18 protein-coding genes and 1 pseudogene are annotated in these 16,357 nt (G+C 41.6%); 11 read left to right on the top strand and 8 right to left on the bottom strand.

Translation table 11 applies throughout. The annotated features are described in order from the left end of the window. The first annotated feature begins 24 nt into the window (after positions 1-24). Genes ACXAH9_RS03070 through ACXAH9_RS03060 form a run of 3 tightly spaced genes read left to right on the top strand, consistent with a single transcriptional unit; the run spans position 25 to position 2,029 of the window. Positions 25-390, top strand: coding sequence for a fluoride efflux transporter FluC (locus tag ACXAH9_RS03070; protein WP_474893394.1), 366 nt, complete (start codon positions 25-27; stop codon positions 388-390). Positions 391-436: 46 nt separating this feature from the next. Beyond that, the gene (locus tag ACXAH9_RS03065) at positions 437-1,621 is read left to right on the top strand and encodes a J domain-containing protein (RefSeq protein ID WP_474893393.1); all 1,185 of its coding nucleotides are present in this window, start codon (positions 437-439) and stop codon (positions 1,619-1,621) included. After that, positions 1,622-2,029: a DUF3052 domain-containing protein gene (locus ACXAH9_RS03060; protein WP_474893392.1), complete on the top strand. Its 408-nt coding sequence runs from the start codon at positions 1,622-1,624 to the stop codon at positions 2,027-2,029. It begins immediately after the preceding gene. On the opposite strand, the gene ACXAH9_RS03055 is transcribed toward ACXAH9_RS03060, so the two are convergent. From ACXAH9_RS03055 to ACXAH9_RS03045, 3 genes are read right to left on the bottom strand one after another with little or no spacing between them, the layout of a single operon-like run. Then, positions 2,004-2,588, bottom strand: coding sequence for an acyl-CoA thioesterase (locus ACXAH9_RS03055; protein ID WP_474893391.1), 585 nt, complete (start codon positions 2,586-2,588; stop codon positions 2,004-2,006). The two genes, ACXAH9_RS03060 and ACXAH9_RS03055, sit on opposite strands and share 26 nt — an antisense overlap. A 2-nt stretch (positions 2,589-2,590) precedes the next feature. Further along, on the bottom strand, positions 2,591-3,349 hold the full coding sequence (locus ACXAH9_RS03050) for a hypothetical protein (protein ID WP_474893390.1): 759 nt from the start codon (positions 3,347-3,349) through the stop codon (positions 2,591-2,593). A gap of 20 nt (positions 3,350-3,369) precedes the next feature. Further along, positions 3,370-3,780 (bottom strand): hypothetical protein, encoded by a 411-nt coding sequence (locus ACXAH9_RS03045; protein ID WP_474893389.1) that lies wholly within the window; start codon positions 3,778-3,780, stop codon positions 3,370-3,372. Between the two features lie 84 nt (positions 3,781-3,864). Here ACXAH9_RS03045 and ACXAH9_RS03040 point away from each other — a divergent pair, with 84 nt between their 5' ends. Then, entirely contained in the window at positions 3,865-4,629 is a 765-nt protein-coding gene (locus tag ACXAH9_RS03040) for a class I SAM-dependent methyltransferase (protein ID WP_474893388.1), read from the top strand. 40 nt (positions 4,630-4,669) lie between these two features. Here the strand turns inward: ACXAH9_RS03040 and ACXAH9_RS03035 are convergent, their stop codons facing one another. Both ACXAH9_RS03035 and ACXAH9_RS03030 read right to left on the bottom strand, forming a co-directional pair. Further along, the gene (locus tag ACXAH9_RS03035; RefSeq protein ID WP_474893387.1) at positions 4,670-5,890 is read right to left on the bottom strand and encodes an NAD(P)/FAD-dependent oxidoreductase; all 1,221 of its coding nucleotides are present in this window, start codon (positions 5,888-5,890) and stop codon (positions 4,670-4,672) included. 135 nt (positions 5,891-6,025) lie between these two features. Then, positions 6,026-6,817, bottom strand: a complete 792-nt coding sequence (locus ACXAH9_RS03030; protein WP_474893386.1) for a hypothetical protein — start codon at positions 6,815-6,817, stop codon at positions 6,026-6,028. Positions 6,818-6,933: 116 nt separating this feature from the next. Between ACXAH9_RS03030 and ACXAH9_RS03025 the strand changes: the two genes are divergently transcribed. Then, complete coding sequence (locus ACXAH9_RS03025) at positions 6,934-7,179, top strand: hypothetical protein (protein WP_474893385.1); 246 nt, start codon at positions 6,934-6,936, stop codon at positions 7,177-7,179. Positions 7,180-7,201: 22 nt separating this feature from the next. Here ACXAH9_RS03025 and ACXAH9_RS03020 read toward each other — a convergent pair whose 3' ends face one another. Together ACXAH9_RS03020 and ACXAH9_RS03015 are read right to left on the bottom strand one after the other, a co-directional pair. Beyond that, positions 7,202-7,576 (bottom strand): DUF1801 domain-containing protein, encoded by a 375-nt coding sequence (locus ACXAH9_RS03020; protein ID WP_474893384.1) that lies wholly within the window; start codon positions 7,574-7,576, stop codon positions 7,202-7,204. Beyond that, positions 7,576-10,935 (bottom strand): methylmalonyl-CoA mutase family protein, encoded by a 3,360-nt coding sequence (locus ACXAH9_RS03015; RefSeq protein ID WP_474893383.1) that lies wholly within the window; start codon positions 10,933-10,935, stop codon positions 7,576-7,578. The genes ACXAH9_RS03020 and ACXAH9_RS03015 overlap by 1 nt, the downstream gene beginning before the upstream one ends. Before the next feature lie 228 nt (positions 10,936-11,163). Between ACXAH9_RS03015 and ACXAH9_RS03010 the strand changes: the two genes are divergently transcribed. The 3 genes and pseudogenes from ACXAH9_RS03010 to ACXAH9_RS03000 all read left to right on the top strand — a co-directional run bounded on the left by ACXAH9_RS03010 (position 11,164) and on the right by ACXAH9_RS03000 (position 13,110). Then, positions 11,164-11,628, top strand: a complete 465-nt coding sequence (locus ACXAH9_RS03010) for a hypothetical protein (RefSeq protein ID WP_474893382.1) — start codon at positions 11,164-11,166, stop codon at positions 11,626-11,628. A gap of 205 nt (positions 11,629-11,833) precedes the next feature. Further along, positions 11,834-12,214: pseudogene (locus tag ACXAH9_RS03005) on the top strand (endonuclease domain-containing protein). 224 nt (positions 12,215-12,438) lie between these two features. Then, positions 12,439-13,110: a DUF2461 domain-containing protein gene (locus ACXAH9_RS03000; RefSeq protein ID WP_474893381.1), complete on the top strand. Its 672-nt coding sequence runs from the start codon at positions 12,439-12,441 to the stop codon at positions 13,108-13,110. 62 nt (positions 13,111-13,172) lie between these two features. On the opposite strand, the gene ACXAH9_RS02995 is transcribed toward ACXAH9_RS03000, so the two are convergent. Then, positions 13,173-14,252 (bottom strand): hypothetical protein, encoded by a 1,080-nt coding sequence (locus ACXAH9_RS02995; RefSeq protein ID WP_474893380.1) that lies wholly within the window; start codon positions 14,250-14,252, stop codon positions 13,173-13,175. Between the two features lie 104 nt (positions 14,253-14,356). Here ACXAH9_RS02995 and ACXAH9_RS02990 point away from each other — a divergent pair, with 104 nt between their 5' ends. The 3 genes from ACXAH9_RS02990 to ACXAH9_RS02980 are packed head-to-tail and all read left to right on the top strand — an operon-like array spanning position 14,357 to position 16,327. Beyond that, a complete protein-coding gene (locus ACXAH9_RS02990) occupies positions 14,357-14,872 on the top strand; it encodes a uridine kinase family protein (protein ID WP_474893379.1) in 516 nt (171 codons plus the stop codon). Between the two features lie 45 nt (positions 14,873-14,917). Further along, positions 14,918-15,937, top strand: coding sequence for a nucleoid-associated protein (locus ACXAH9_RS02985; protein ID WP_474893378.1), 1,020 nt, complete (start codon positions 14,918-14,920; stop codon positions 15,935-15,937). Between the two features lie 33 nt (positions 15,938-15,970). Continuing rightward, complete coding sequence (locus ACXAH9_RS02980; RefSeq protein ID WP_474893377.1) at positions 15,971-16,327, top strand: hypothetical protein; 357 nt, start codon at positions 15,971-15,973, stop codon at positions 16,325-16,327. The last annotated feature ends 30 nt before the right edge of the window (positions 16,328-16,357 follow it).

The following is a 16,357-nucleotide window of genomic DNA, read 5'->3' as shown; positions in this document are numbered from 1 at the left end:
CCATGTGACAATTAACCATTATACATGAAAGATATTCTAATCGTTGGTCTGGGAGGTTTTATTGGAAGTGCTGCACGATACGCTGTGTACCTGTCCACAGCTAAGTATTATGCAGACAAACCCTATTCAGGGACTTTGGTTGTAAACCTTGTTGGCTGTCTTTTGATTGGGCTGCTGAGTGGTGGATTGATCAAACTAAGCAACCAAACCGGCCTGTTTTTGATCGCTGGCCTTTGTGGTGGCTTTACAACTTTCTCCACATTCGCCCTGGATGGACTTAAATTGATTCGAGATGGGTTGATCGTTCAGTTTATTCTCTATGCCTCTGTTAGTATGGTTGGCGGGTTGGTTATTTGCCTTGCTGGATTCTATCTAATGAATAAAGCATAATCTTTCTTTCATTATCTTCGTTATATAGGCTATTTAACCATTTCAGATGACCAATTACTATCACGTACTCGGCCTTTCTGAGGATGCTACTCCAGCTGAAATCAAATCGGCATTTAAGCGACTCGCAGTAAAATTCCATCCGGATAAACATCCCGGAAGACCTGAAATGGAGGAAAAGTTTAAAGAGATTAATGTCGCCCATCAGATCCTTTCAGACGAGTATGAAAAAGCACGATTCGACCTCAAACTAAAATATCAGCAGTTTTCACAAAGCCAGGAAAGGCCATACACTTATCGGCCTCCCAGTGCCAACACCTGGAAAAATCAAGCTCGCCGGAGATATGCCAGTGGACGGATAGACTATAGGCAAAATGCTATTGCTACAGCTTATGCATTTGGTATTACTTTTTTGATAGCCCTTTTGGTGATGACAGGTGTATGGATCAAACGAAGCTATGATGACCACCTGCTGGAAAAAAGACTGGCAGAAAGACGATCTACTTACATTGAAGCTAAACAACTCTTTGAAGCGGGTGAATACAAAAAGGCTTTTGAGATTATGACTTCCCTGAAATTTTTCCGGACGGAAGAACGAGACATGAAAATCTTCAAAAGTTCCATGCTGGATCAAATCATAGAAAAAGGAGATAAGGCCTTTAGAGCTAAAAACTACGTAAAGGCAATCACCCTTTATGAGTTAGTGCAGGAGTTTGCTCCTGACCTCCCATTTTATGTGCTCAAACAAAAGCTGGCGGAATCTTATCGGCAAAACAACCAACCAGAAATGGCTATCGAAATACTTGAAGGATTCCTCATTAGTGATTACGAGCTTATTGGATCTTTGGTAAAAATTGCTGAAATCGAGCGCGATGAACGGAATGACCTGAATGAGGCATTGGATCGATTGCTCACAGCACATCGCTTGGCTATAAAGCGATACAAGCGCTTTTACGGAGATGGCTATGCACTTGTGATAAATGAAAAATACCTGCCAAAATCTCACTTCTATCTTTACAGCAACCTTGCGGATATGTATTACAGACTAGAAGATTATGAAATGGCCATAAAGGCCGCAGACTGGAATAAATATGTCTGGCCCGACAGTGCTGTTTCATACGTCACCAGTGCGCAGGCCTATGAAGCGATGGGAAGCCAAAACCAGGCTTGTGTTGAGTTTAGTGGTGCAAAGGATAGAAACTGGCAAGGAGTACTACCCTCATACTGTAGATAAATGGCTGGCTATTCTAAAAATCCGCTCTGGAAAAAACTGAATATAAAAGAAGGTTATCATTGCTTCTTATGTAACTCCCCTGAAAATTACTTTGAGTTGCTTGAAGCCACACCTAAGGAAACCACGTGGGATAATGATCTCAGCTCTCCTCCATACGATTTTGAACATGTTTTTATTACAGAACTGCATGAATTGAAAAACGGCTGGATCAACTGGAAAGAGTCCCTTAAAAAAGATGGAACCCTCTGGGTTTCCTGGCCGAAAGGATCATCTAAAATGGAAACTGACCTCAACGGCAACATCGTCAGGGAGTTCGGTTTAAACGGCGGACTTGTAGATGTAAAAGTCTGTGCCGTAGATGAAAACTGGTCGGGCCTGAAATTTATGTATCGGAAAAAAGATCGTTGAAGTCATCATCCACTTTAAATTCAATTTTGCAACGCTGATCCTTTAGCATTTCCATATCATCAACCATGATGAACTCATCATGTTCTTTCTGCATTTTGGCGATGGCCTCTTTTTTCACTTTCATACGTTTCATTGCATCCACAAATCGCCGCATTTCTGTGATGTCTTCCAAAACAAGTTCTGGTACATTAGTAGGTTTTCCGTCCTCTCCTTTTGCCACCATCGTGAAGTAGCTATTATTCGTGTGCTTTACTTCATTGGTCTTTACATTTTCTGAGGTGACTTTGATACCTACTACCAGCGAAGAATTTCCTACGTAATGAACTGCTGCATCTAGTGTGAGTAGTTCTCCCACCTCTACTGGCTGCAAAAACTCAACACCATCGACAGTGACAGTCACACAATATGTCCCTGCATGCTTGCTGGCCACAGCATAAGCCACCTTATCCATCAGTGACAGAATAAGGCCTCCATGAACTTTCCCTCCAAAATTGGCAAAAGAAGGTATCATCAGCTCTGTGAGCTTCGTTCGAGAAAACTGTACGGTGCGTGGATCCATAGCTAAAAAGTTACTTTTATATCCGTCGATTGCTCACCTGTCAAAACCTTAATCAGGTCAAATTCATACGTCACATCCTTCCCGGCTTTTCCGACCAATTGATCGGTAGAAACATCCTTAGCTTTTCTGGGTAGATGAAGGATGAAACGGGATTTTGATTCTTGCAACAAAGAACCCAGCACCATCATAGTGGAGTCGCTCATCTCAAAGCTCTCACTCATATCGGCTGTTCGTGAAAAAGTGCTTCCATCATATGAATAGCTTACCTCCATCTGTGGAAGATCCATCTGCATTTGCCCACTCGTAGCATTTTGATTTTCACTCATAAAGTCGTTGAATCCCTGTAGCTCCTCTACACTGTTAAAATTGTATCGCATCCCAGAGTTGAGGTAGCCCTCTGCCCGACTGCCTTTCATGAACATTTCCATGTTATCCAGGTACTTTTTCTTCGCCGGATCATTCTTGATGCTGTCCGGCACCCTGGATGAGAAATCAATGATGCTATCCACCTCTGCGGGAAACTGTTCCCAAAGCTGGGCATCCACAACTTGCATCAAACTATCCTCTGAAGCATCCGGATAGATGCTGCTCATCATGCCCATCATCATGGTGCGAGTGGTGCTTACAGCATCGGTATAAACCAGATACTGTCCACTTCCGTCGGCATTGAGGTAAATCTCTTCAGTAATGTTCGCGCAGGAGAATAAAAGTGCAAAGACGACAACTGTTGCCTTGTTTGCATGTCGGGTTAGGTTTGTCATTACGTGATTTTAGGTGCCAATTAGCCCACCAAATCTCCGCTCATCTTGCGACAATTTTTAATTTTCTTATTCAGGATGAGCTTCCAAAATGGTGATCGTGTTACTACTAATTTAGTCTTTACCCAGAGGTTATTCAAAAATTTACCCTTCCATGTTTTGCTACCGGGTAGATTCGTGGGCTCCACGATGTACTCAAACCCCATTTTATGTGTCGCTTCGGTTACGCATGGGTTGCCATACAGAATATTATCTGCGTTAGGTACATAGATCAGACTCAAATTTTTCCTTTTTGGTCTATTGGATCGCTTGTTAGAGTCTTTTCGCATCTCCAAATTTTCCGATGGGAGCTCCTCTTCCACAGGTTTTACCTTTTGAGCCAGGCAACTCAAACTGAGCAGAAGGGTTAATATGAAAGTTAGCGATCGTAGCATACGAAAACCAAAATAGAGAAATTTTCAGCAATGATTGCTGGTAGTGAGGTGAATAAATAACTTGCGGGGCAAAATTGGCGGAACGTGAAGTTTTTAATCTCTTTTTTCCTTAGAAAAATACCAAGAAAATACCTGCAGCTCTTTAGTCATGTGGCACTGAGAGTGATTGCGGTTTTCTACCGTGGCAATAAAGTGGAATGCCCTGTGTGTGAGTCACGATTCCGCAAATTCCTCCCCTATGGACGAAAATCCCGCAGTAATGCCCTTTGTCCTAAATGTCTGGCGCTGGAGCGTCACAGACTGATCTGGCTTTACCTTAAACGAAAAACAGACTTTTTCACGAAGGAAGCAAAAATGCTTCATGTGGCGCCTGAACTATGCTTCATGAGTCGTTTTGATGCATTAGAAAATTTGGAATACATAACTGGAGACATAGAATCCCCTTTAGCGAAGGTGAAAATGGACATCCATGAAATCCCTTTCGAGGACAATTCGATTGACATCATTTTTTGCAATCACGTGCTTGAGCATGTAGATGATGACAGAAAGGCGCTAAGTGAGATGCGAAGGGTACTGAAGCCTGGTGGATGGGCTATTTTGCAAGTCCCTTTCTTCTACCCTCTGCCAAAGACGACCTATGAGGATAAAACAATCATTGATCCGAAGGAACGAGAAAAAGCCTTTGGTCAGGATGATCATGTGCGAATGTATGGAGAAGATTACGGTGCTCGACTGGCTGAATCCGGTTTTCAAGTGGTAGAAGAGCGTCTGATTGATGAACTTAGTACAGAGGAAAAAACCAGATTTGCTCTCCCAGAGAAAGAGGTGATCTATAAGGTGGTTAAATAGCACCTTAAAAAATCACCTCAAATCACACAAACATCTTCACTTATGGAAGCCAGGCATATCCGTGTCTGTTCTTCCACATGAAATACTTCTCTAGTAATACTTTACCAAAATCATTAAAGATGTTTGGAAGCAGAATAGCGAACTGACGCGGCTTAAATAAATGATTGGCTAATAGATAAACTTCTTTATGTCCGGCATCCATGATACAAATGGCAGGGATTTTACCCCACTCTTTCTCAATCAGCTTTTCTTTTCCATTTATTAACCTCACGATATTTTTCGCCACAATCTTACCGGTGACATCACTTGGATAACCTGTCTTTGGTACACCAAATGGCGTTTTTTCAATCTTAAAGTTTGGAGCTACTTTCACAGCCAAACCAGCCGCAAATACATTATCATACTTCACATGCTGATAAGAAGCATTCGTTTCCACAAAACCTTTCTCATCTACAAGCTTAGGACTGTCCTTCATTACCTGTGCCCCTTCGAAAGGCGGCATAAGCATGGCCATTTTGTAAGGCAAGACTGTTCCGTCCTTAAGGTGAATCTCATCCTCATCGATGCGATCAATACTGGCATCTATGATATACTCAATGTTGTAAAGCTTCATGAACATTTTGAGCATGCCTTCACCTCCCGGCATTCCATCGATCCCAAAGTTACCAAGGTATGGTTCCGGAGTGATCCAATACAACTTTACTTTATTTCTGACTTTATGGCGTCTTAGTTCTTTGTCCATATTGAACAAGTACTCGTAAGCAGCACCCATACAGCTGGCGCCCTGCGTGGCTCCAACAATCACCGGACCTGGATCTTCCACCAGCTTTTCAAAAGCTTCCCGTGTTTTCATGGCCAACTTAGGAATAACAATGTTGTGAATTTTATTGTCATCAGGTCTAAGACCATCTACTACATCAAAATTCATAGAGACTCCCGTGGCAATAACCAGATAATCATAGGCAATCTCCTGGTCATCATTCAGATACACTTTATTCATATCAGGATCGACCCGATTCGCTGCTTTTTGAATGAATTCAATATTGTTTTTCTGAAAGATATCGCGCAAGTCAAACTTAATGTCTTTTACTTCACGTCTTCCGAAGGGAACCCATATGAGGGATGGAACATAGAGAAAGTCATGGGTAGGAGAAATCACCACTACCTTGTACTCTTCTCTTTTTCTTTTCAATTTTTTGGCAAGCTGTATTGCGGAGGTGAATCCTGCAAAATTGCTTCCGAGTACTACGATGTTTTTCATGACTTTGGTATTTAGATTTTCTAAACCAAAGCTAGAATTGAGGTGCCTTTAGCAATATGACATTCATCATCGAAGGCAATGACGTTTCACTACCGAGAGCCAGTTTGGAATGAGTTTGTCAGGGATGAGACAATTCTAATTGAAGCTATACTCTACTCCGAAATAAACCTCATAAATAAACTCATTCAGCAGAATGATAGGCTTGTCATCCAAAAGAAAATTTGAGGTCATTTTCAATTTGAACTTTTCTGTAAGCGCGTTTTTGAACTCCAGCTGACCGCTTAGTCGATTCCGGAAAGCATCAATAGCAGCGTCATGCCCAGACTGAAAATAGACGATTGCATTAATGTTTATGGATTCCGTGAGTTTTACATCTGCGCTCAGGTAGGAATTGAGCTTCCAAAGCTCTTTATTAATCTCTTGATCGGGACCATTCCATCGTTCATTTTCCCTGAAAATACCTACACCGGCAAAAACTGAATTGCTTTTTTGAAGGATATTCCAGCGTAAACCTCCACCATATAAAATCCTCAACTCCATATTTCGTGACTCATCAAATTGTCCCTGAACAAAAAATTCTGGAGTCAAAGGAGCAGAACGTCTTAAAACCTGACGTATGTGAGCCGAACCATTGTAGATAAGCGGGCCATCTCCAATTTTAAAGTAATTCAAACCACTAATGAGAACTGTTGCAGATCGCTCAGCGATATAAACCAAATCAATGTTATTGTTTACACCCACATAAATATTTTGCTGCTCGGCCGTTGAGCTTCTGTTATTGACTGCAAAAGTGGCATCAATGACTCCTGTGAAGTAATTGGAAGAATCTGTAGCAAGAAATTCTTTGTCAACTTTGAGGATTTGGGCATGTGCCAGATGACTTAGGGTCATCATTAAAAGGAGGAAGACGAGCTTTAAAATTCTCATTTCACAAAAGTATAAATGCTCAGCATCACATCCTTTTTCATCTTTGTCTTCTTCTTATAAATTATTTCAGAAACCTGCATTTGATCTCTGTATGATTGACTAACTTCCAATTAGTCATGAAAGTCGCTTTTTCACTTCTTCTAGCTTTATCTCTGGCACTAACTCAACAACCTTCAGATTTGGAGTTATTAACTGCCGCTTTTGATGATCTCACCAAATCATTCCCTCAGCATACAGAAATAATTAATCCAAAAGGAATAAATAAGGTACCTGGAATCAATATGCAGGATATCCGGGAAAAGTTCATTTCGAAATGGAAAAAGCGGGGAAGCCTGGGAGATGGAATACACTCAGGGCTTTAAGGGTGCTTAAACACTTCAATGGTTAACAATCAATATCTTCACCTCTTTGCCACATTTCCAACGCTTTCTTAATGAACTCATCAATTCGAGTTTCAGCAATGTTTGTTGATTTTTTAAACCTAAGGCACCCTTTACCATGATTGATACCCTCTAATAGTTCACCTGATGGATCTACCTTGCTTGCATCTCCGACATATAAGGCTACATAATTTTTCTGAGCATTCAATTGAAAAATCACACCCTTATCATCCGCATAGCTGAGCATCTTATATTTAATGCCTTCTGAAAAAGGGAGTAGCTCAAAGAGCATTGATCTTATCTCCATCAATTTCTCTTTCCTCCAGTCAGATTCTAACAGTTTCAGGTATTCTTCCGGTGTTGAAGCTTCGTACAACATTACATATTGCGTCTATACTGTCCTCCAACCTCAAACATGGCATGGGTGATCTGCCCCAGTGAACAATATTTAGTGGCCTCCACTAAGGTTGCGAAGGTATTTTCATTATGTAGTGCAGTCTCCTGTAGCTTGGATAACATCTCCTCAGCTTTATCTTCATTGCGCTTGTGCAATGCATTGAGATTCGTAATCTGCTGTTCTTTCTCATCCTTTGTAGCTCGTATCACCTCATCAGGAATGACAGTCGGGGAGCCTTTGGAAGACAAGAACGTATTCACTCCAATAATTGGTAGCTCACCTGTATGTTTCTTCGTCTCATAATACAACGACTCTTCCTGAATCTTTCCACGTTGATACATACTCTCCATAGCGCCAAGTACGCCTCCTCTTTCTGTGATGCGATCAAATTCCATCATCACAGCCTCCTCTACCAAATCCGTCAATTCTTCCGTAATGAATGAGCCTTGCATCGGGTTTTCATTCTTTGCCAGTCCAAGCTCCTTGTTGATGATTAACTGGATCGCCATGGCGCGACGTACGGAACCCTCAGTTGGTGTAGTGATCGCCTCATCGTATGCATTGGTATGCAGTGAGTTACAGTTATCGTAAATCGCATAAAGTGCCTGCAAGGTGGTACGAATATCATTGAAATCGATTTCCTGAGCGTGAAGGGAACGACCGGAGGTTTGGATATGATACTTCAATTTCTGAGCTCTCTCATTTGCTCCGTACTTCAGCTTCATCGCTTTAGACCAAATTCTTCTTGCAACACGGCCAATCACCGCATACTCTGCATCTACTCCATTGGAGAAGAAGAATGAAAGATTCGGTGCAAAGGCATTGATATCCATGCCTCTGGACAGGTAATACTCAACGAACGTGAATCCATTCGCCAACGTAAATGCCAGTTGGGTGATTGGGTTGGCTCCAGCTTCTGCAATGTGATACCCTGAAATAGAAACTGAGTAAAAGTTTCTGACATTATTGTCAATGAAGTATTGCTGCACATCCCCCATTAATCTCAACGAGAACTCGGTGGAGAAAATGCAGGTATTCTGTGCCTGATCTTCTTTCAAGATGTCAGCTTGTACAGTTCCCCTTACAGATGAAAGTGCTTTCTGCTTCATCTCCTGGTATACTTCCGCAGGAAGTACCTGATCGCCTGTCACACCAAGCAACATCAAGCCAAGTCCATTGTGTCCTTCCGGTAAATCTCCTTTGTAGGTTGGTCGCTCTACGCCCTTCTCTTTGTATATTTTTTCGATCTTGGCCTCAACTTCCTTCTCCAGCCCATTTTCTTTTATATACTTCTCACACTGCTGATCGATCGCAGCATTCATAAAGAACGCACAGATAGTAGCAGCCGGACCATTAATGGTCATGGAAACCGAAGTGGTAGGATCGCATAGATCAAACCCTGAGTACAATTTCTTGGCATCATCCAGGCAGCAGATACTCACCCCGGAGTTACCGATCTTTCCGTAGATGTCCGGACGATAATCCGGATCTTCTCCATAGAGAGTAACGGAATCAAATGCTGTTGAGAGTCTTGCTGCAGGAAGTCCATGCGATACATAGTGGAATCGCTTGTTCGTACGCTCAGGCCCACCCTCTCCGGCAAACATCCGTGTTGGATCTTCTCCTTTTCGTTTGAATGGAAACACCCCGGCGGTGAACGGAAACTCCCCGGGAACATTTTCCTGCAGGCTCCAGTGTAAAATATCCCCCCATCCTTCATATTTTGGCAATGATACTTTAGGGACCTTCGTATGAGAAAGGGTTTCGGTCGTTGTTTCTACCTTGATTTCCTTGCCGCGAACCTCGTATGTATATTCTTCCCCCTCATAGTTGGCCTTCTTCGCATCCCATTCCTCGATGATCTTGAGATTGTGCGGATCAAGATCGAGCTTCAATTCTTCTTTGGCTTTATCAATTGCCGCTAGCGCATCTTTCTGGTCTTTTAGTATCTCACCTGACTTTTCCAGACTGTAAAGCTTCTGCGCAACCTCCTTCTGCTGAAGTGCCTTTTCGTTGTAATTCCGAATAGTTTCTGTAATCTCAGAAAGGTATCGTGTTCTTTTCGGAGGAATGATAAACACCTTCTCGCTCATCTCCTCTGTGCTTACAAATGAGGATTTCAACTCAGCCCCGGTTTTCTCCGCAATCAGGTTCATCAATGACAAATACAGCTGATTCATACCCGGATCATTGAACTGAGAGGCGATGGTTCCAAACACCGGAAGATCCTCTTCCTTAGCATCCCAAAGCTGATGGTTGCGCTGATATTGTTTCTTCACATCTCTCAATGCATCCAAAGCGCCACGCTTATCGAACTTGTTGAGCGCAATCATATCGGCAAAGTCCAGCATGTCGATTTTCTCCAGCTGGGTAGCTGCACCATACTCAGGTGTCATCACGTATAGGGACGCATCAGAGTGGTCAGTGATCTCTGTATCAGACTGACCAATACCGGAAGTTTCCAGAATGATCAGATCAAATCCTGCAGCTTTCACTACATCAATGGCATCCTGCACATATTTGGAGAGTGCAAGGTTGGATTGACGGGTTGCCAGTGATCGCATATACACTCGATCATTGAAGATCGCGTTCATGCGAATTCGGTCACCAAGGAGCGCACCACCCGTTTTACGCTTCGATGGATCTACCGAGATTACCGCAATGTTTTTGTCTTTGAAGTCCACCAGAAAGCGACGCACCAACTCATCTACTAATGAGGACTTACCTGCTCCTCCGGTACCGGTAATACCAAGCACCGGCGTATTGGCTGCCTGTTTGCGCAAGGCTTCCATTTCTTCCCGGTATTGATCCGGGTAGTTTTCTGCTGCAGAGATAACTCGCGCAATAGCCGCATGATCTTTTGTGCTGATTTTTTTGACCTGACCATTCAGGTTTTCACCAACTGCAAAATCGCTTTGCTTCACCAGGTCATTGATCATGCCCTGAAGCCCCATGGCTCGTCCATCATCAGGCGAGTAGATGCGGGTAATCCCGTGCTTATGAAGTTCTTCAATTTCTTCCGGAAGGATAGTCCCTCCTCCTCCACCAAATATCTTAATATCCGCACCACGTTCTTTCAGCAGGTCATACATGTATTTGAAATACTCCACATGACCGCCCTGATAGGATGTGATAGCAATTGCTTGTGCATCTTCCTGAATGGCGCAATCCACGATTTCCTGAACGGAGCGGTTGTGGCCCAAATGGATCACCTCACATCCTGTGGACTGGATGATCCTTCGCATGATGTTGATCGCTGCATCGTGCCCGTCAAAAAGGGAGGCCGCCGTGACGATCCGAATGTGATTTTTGGGTTTATATATCTCTGCTGTCTGGGTCATGTCGCTTCAAAATTTTGGGACAACAAATTTACTGAAAATGGAGGTGAATTGGAGGGATTTGGCTCAGCACCCTTAGGCCAAAAGGTTCATTCGCTTAAAATGATAATAAATTATATTTCTATTGCTCTAGAATAACACAACCAAACAAATCGACTCTATTTTGTAATCCAAAAATTATCCAAAAAATAATTAGTGCTATGTTTGGTTATTACATTTCAAGTGCTGGCGATGAACAAATTCTTAATTCCATTTTCTTTTACTCTCATCTTATTTGTTCCTCATCTTCATGCCCAAACTAATTCGGATACGGCAGTAGACAATGATGTTAACGCTATCGACTTTAAAATGAACTATAACAATAATGCCTTTTACAGAAAAGGACTAAAATATTACAGAGACAATAAAAAGGTTAGCTACAAGGAATTTATAGAATCACTCATTTCATACGAAGAATCTAAGATCGAAATCAATCACTATAAGAAGCATAAGAGAACCAGCAGTATTCTAAGCGGAATTGGTATAGTAGCTGTGGCTCTATCATGGTCAATAACTGATGAAGATGCGTCTATGGGCATTGGATATACAGGCATTTCCTTGCTCAGTGTAGGCTCTTTTTTTTCCATTAAAAGTCAAAAGCATTTGAATATGGCCATTTGGCATTACAATAGAGAGGCAGCAATTAATCCAAATTAGTTTAGAATCAACTTGTGCTTTTTTGTGTGCGTACTAATCCCCCTATCCCCCTTTGAGTAAAGGGGGAATACATTAAATTTTGATTCGAATAAAGTAAGGGGTAATCCCCCTTTTAAAAAGGGGGTGGCTTGATTTTTCAAATCAAGTCGAGGGATTCGACGTAGCACAGACAAGATATTCAACGTAACGTTTCTATTTTTATCGCATGTACTACCTGCCGTACAACAAAAATCTGAAGCAGTTCTCTCGCGACCTTCGAAACAACAGCACGCTTGGAGAAGTGCTACTCTGGCAGGAGCTAAGAGCTGGCTCAATCAAAGGTTATAAATTCAATCGGCAGAAACCGCTTGATTAGTACATTGTGGATTTCTATTGTAAGAAGCTGAATCTGGTAATCGAAGTGGATGGAAGCAGTCATTACCATGATGAAGCACGGATGCAAGATCAGGCCAGGCAAGAGGTACTTGAAGCTATGAGTTTATCTTTCCTCCGATTTGACGATTTGGATGTAAAGCAAAACATGGCTTTTGTTCTTGGTGAGATTTATCAGTTTGTGGAGGAGCGGGAGAAGAATAAATCCCCCTAGCCTCCTTTAAGAAAGGGGGAATACTTCAAATTTTGATTTTAAAAGCAATTAGAGGTAATCTCTTCTTTTTAGCTCAAACATCAGCATATGCTTCACATTTAGAGATCCTTCACTGCGTTCAGGATGACATGCTGGTAATGAGTACTAAGTATTTCCATGCTGTCATGCTGAGGAACGAAGCATCCCCATTAATTTAAATGAGCAATTCACAATAGCTTTACCCCATGCAAACCGCCCTCTCTTTCCTCTCCGAACTATCACAAAACAATAACCGCGAATGGTTTCAGGCCAATAAAACGGCATATGAGGAAGCTCATGAGGAGATGATCACATTTGCGGATCGATTGCTCACAGAAATGAATACGCATGATGTAATTGAAACAACCTCAGGAAAGAAGAGTCTCTACCGCATTTATCGGGATGTGCGCTTTTCGAAGGATAAGACTCCTTATAAAACACATTGGGCAGGACGAATGAAGCGTGTAGGAGCAGTACGAAGAGGTGGATATTATTACAAGATTGGTCTGAAAGAATGCTATGTCGCTGGCGGCTTCTTTGGCCCGAATGCCAAAGACCTGCTGCATTTCAGAAATCAGATCGCATTGGATGCAGAGCCCTTAAGATCGATCATCGAACCGAAAGCATTTAAGAACACTTTTGGAGAATTGCGAGGCGAACAGCTAAAAACAGCACCCAAAGGTTTTGAAAAAGATCATCCGGAAATTGACCTCCTTCGATATAAGCAGTATTTCATCCGACATGATTTTTCCCAAGAACAGGTTCTTGATCCTAATTTTCACAAAACCGTTTCTGAGACCTTTAGAAAAATGCGGCCGTTTTTAGACTGCATGACGGAATTGATCACAACTGACCTGAATGGCATTCAGTTGGTTTAGTTGAACAAAAAAATCCCGACCTCTCAGCCGGGATTTCAAATTACTATAACCTAAACCGAATATTATTGAATAAACCCAATAGAAAGGTTTTTAATGTCATTTGGTACAAATGGATTCATTCCTGTCAGATCAATAAATTCCGCACTGAAGCTTGCTGGCTTGTTATCTGTTCCTGATGTAATAAAGCCTTGAGCATTGAAATATGCAGGTGATCCAGCTTCTGCAAGGATTGCTTCAATTTCTTCTTGTGAAAAATATCCCTCAGCTACTGCATTAATTTCTGCCTCCAATACCGCATAGACTGAGTAGTCTACCAGCACATCGTCCGTATCCACATCAGATGGTGGCAAAGCCAACTTTACTACACCTAAATCAGTAGATTCATCACCACGGCCAACAAAGGCGTAATTTCTTCCTCCGGCATAGTCGGGATCCAGGATATTTATATTTGGATGGTTTGAATTACCCATTACCTCCACGATGTTGCCATTCTTACCAACAAACAATTTGAGGTTGTCAATATCTCCGTTTTCTACAGCTGCAATTCCTGAAATAGATACCGTCATCGCTGCTTCATAATCTGCATGATCCTCTGTATAATCAATTCGTAGGAATGCACTTTCATTAGCTTCTAGATCTGTTCTGTCAAGGTGGTAAGGATTCAAAATAGCCACACCGGAAACTGGATTTGTATTCCATAGCACCTGTAGCGCTAAATCTTCATTTTCCGTATCTACCATGGTCATTTCGTATTCATAGTTCACACCTCCTCGGGTAACGCCTTCAGTCAAATCAATTCGTTTTTCTCGACCGTCATCATCTCCATCGAAGACTAAAGAGCGAACATTGTTGGCGCTAAGTGCAGCTCCTACCTGTAGAGTGAATTCTACAACCTCAGCTGACTGTTCTCCAATGTGGATGAAGTATCTAAGACTCTCATAAATCTCATCTCCTTCAATCACCCCATCACCATCTCCTGATGTACGACCGCTTAATGAACCTGTATTGCTACTAATAGAGCCAGGAATGTCCACTGAAAATTTCTCAGGAACCGGAATATCAACGTTTGGCTCTTCATCACTGCTACATGCAATGAAAAAGCCCATAGATAATAATGCAATTGATAATTTTAGAACTCTCATTTTAACTGGTTTTTGTTTTATATGCAAGGTGATTATATCCGGCTTAACCCCCAATTCATTCGTCTACAATCATCAAAGATTAATCTAACTTTCAACCTTGAATTATGGCATACATCATAGGTATAGGAGGCGTTAGCAGATCAGGTAAGTCAACTGTAGCCAGAGAGTTGCAAGACGAGCTGGCAAGCTTGAAAGTATTTGCACTAGACATGGACAACTATGTTTTGCCTGAAAAGGATATACCTATCATCAACGGACACCCAAATTGGGAGTTGCCGGAATCCATCGATTATGAGCGAGTATTAAGGGTCCTCAATCAAAATGAATCTAACCATGATGTGATCATAGTAGAAGGAATTCTTGCGTTTGCTAATAAGGAGCTTAATAAACACTACGACTTGACCGTGGTTATGGAGATATCCAAGGCAACCTACCTGAATAGAAGGAAACAGGAAACCCGTTGGGGGAAAGATCCCGATTGGTACATGGAGTATGTATGGGAAGCCCATCTTAAGAACGGCCAATATCAGGAAGCTGATATTATGCTTTCTGGAGAAACCCCAATCGACGAGTATGATTTAATACCCATCCTTCAAAAAATTCGAGCAACCCCATCATAGCGTGCTTCTTGTCACATTAACTTCGCTCTTTCAAATTACATCATCATGATCGAATACAAGGGCGCTTCCATTCAGGAATTATTCTTTAAGAAAATCAAAGAAGAGGCAGATGAACAGTCTCTTCTTCAGTCTGAATTTTCACCATCCGAAGAAGAAACACTAAAAAATATTTTCCTGAAGCCATTCGCTGAAACCATCAATACCTATCAGTTTAAGCATGATGTGGATTTGGAACTGAATGTATTGTTTCAGCTTTCACGAAAGGTCCAGGCTGATAATCAACTGAACGATACATCAGAAGGGATAGTCAGCCATTTAAGAAGTAGCTCACGCCATCCTAATATCAAAGAGGGGGATCTATTCATTGTAAGATTTAATGACATTATGTTTGGTGGTGAGCCTATTGATGCGTTGGGAATTTACAAGGTGGAGAAGAAGGATGCGTTCATTGAAACACCGGATTGGGTTAAAGAGCCCACCTTACTTTTTAAAGAGGGCATTGGAGAGAAAAAGCTGGATAAAGCTTGTCTTATCTTATTTACAGACGAACCATTCACCATTCTAGCCTATGATAACAAAAGCAGCGAGGCGGTCTACTGGAAAAATGATTTCATCAATCTTGATTTCAAAAAAGATCATGTGAATGACACCAATCATTTCCTCCAGATGACCAAAAGTTATATCACTGACCAAATGCCGGAGGAGTTTGAAGTGTCCAAGACAGATCAAATAGACCTGCTGAATAAATCAATCAAATATTTCAAAGAAGCCGAAACATTCGATAAAGGTGAATTTGAACTCTCTGTTTTTGGACAAGAAGATGAAGCAATCAATTCATTTAGATTTTTTGATAAGCAATACCAGGACGAAATGGAATTGGACCTATCAGATAATTTTAAGATTGCTGCTAATTCTGTGAAGAAGCAAGCCCGTATTTTCAAAAGTGTATTAAAACTTGATAAAAACTTCCATGTTTACATTCATGGAAACAGAGAGTTAATTGAACGAGGGCAGGATAGCGATGGTCGTAAGTATTACAAAATATATTATGAGAATGAGTCCTAGTAATTAAATTTAGATGCAAACAACACTACCCCTATGCCTGCATCATTCATTGAACATCAAGGTAAAAAAATCTTGCTCATCGACTATCGTGGACTCAAGAAGAAGGAAGAAATGATAGCTACCCTTCATGAAGCCATTGCGCTTTACAATGAATCAACCGATAAGTTGCGTACGTTGATTGACATGACAGAGGCCGCCGGAAACTCCGAATGGATGAATGAGTCTAAAAAATATGGAAAGCAAGTAGGTGATAAAACACTAAAAAGTGCCATCATTGGAATAACCGGTATTAAAAAGGTGCTATTGATGGGCTACAATTCCGTAGTGAAAGGCAGGCTCAAACCTTTTGATACGAAAGAGCTGGCACTTGACTATTTAGTTGAGGACTAGACTCAAGAAATCATTAATAACGTTTTCAGC

It is taken from the genome of Ekhidna sp. ABH4_415 (assembly GCF_056161305.1).
Note: the sequence above shows the minus strand (reverse complement) of the source record. Positions and strands in the feature narration are given on the sequence as shown.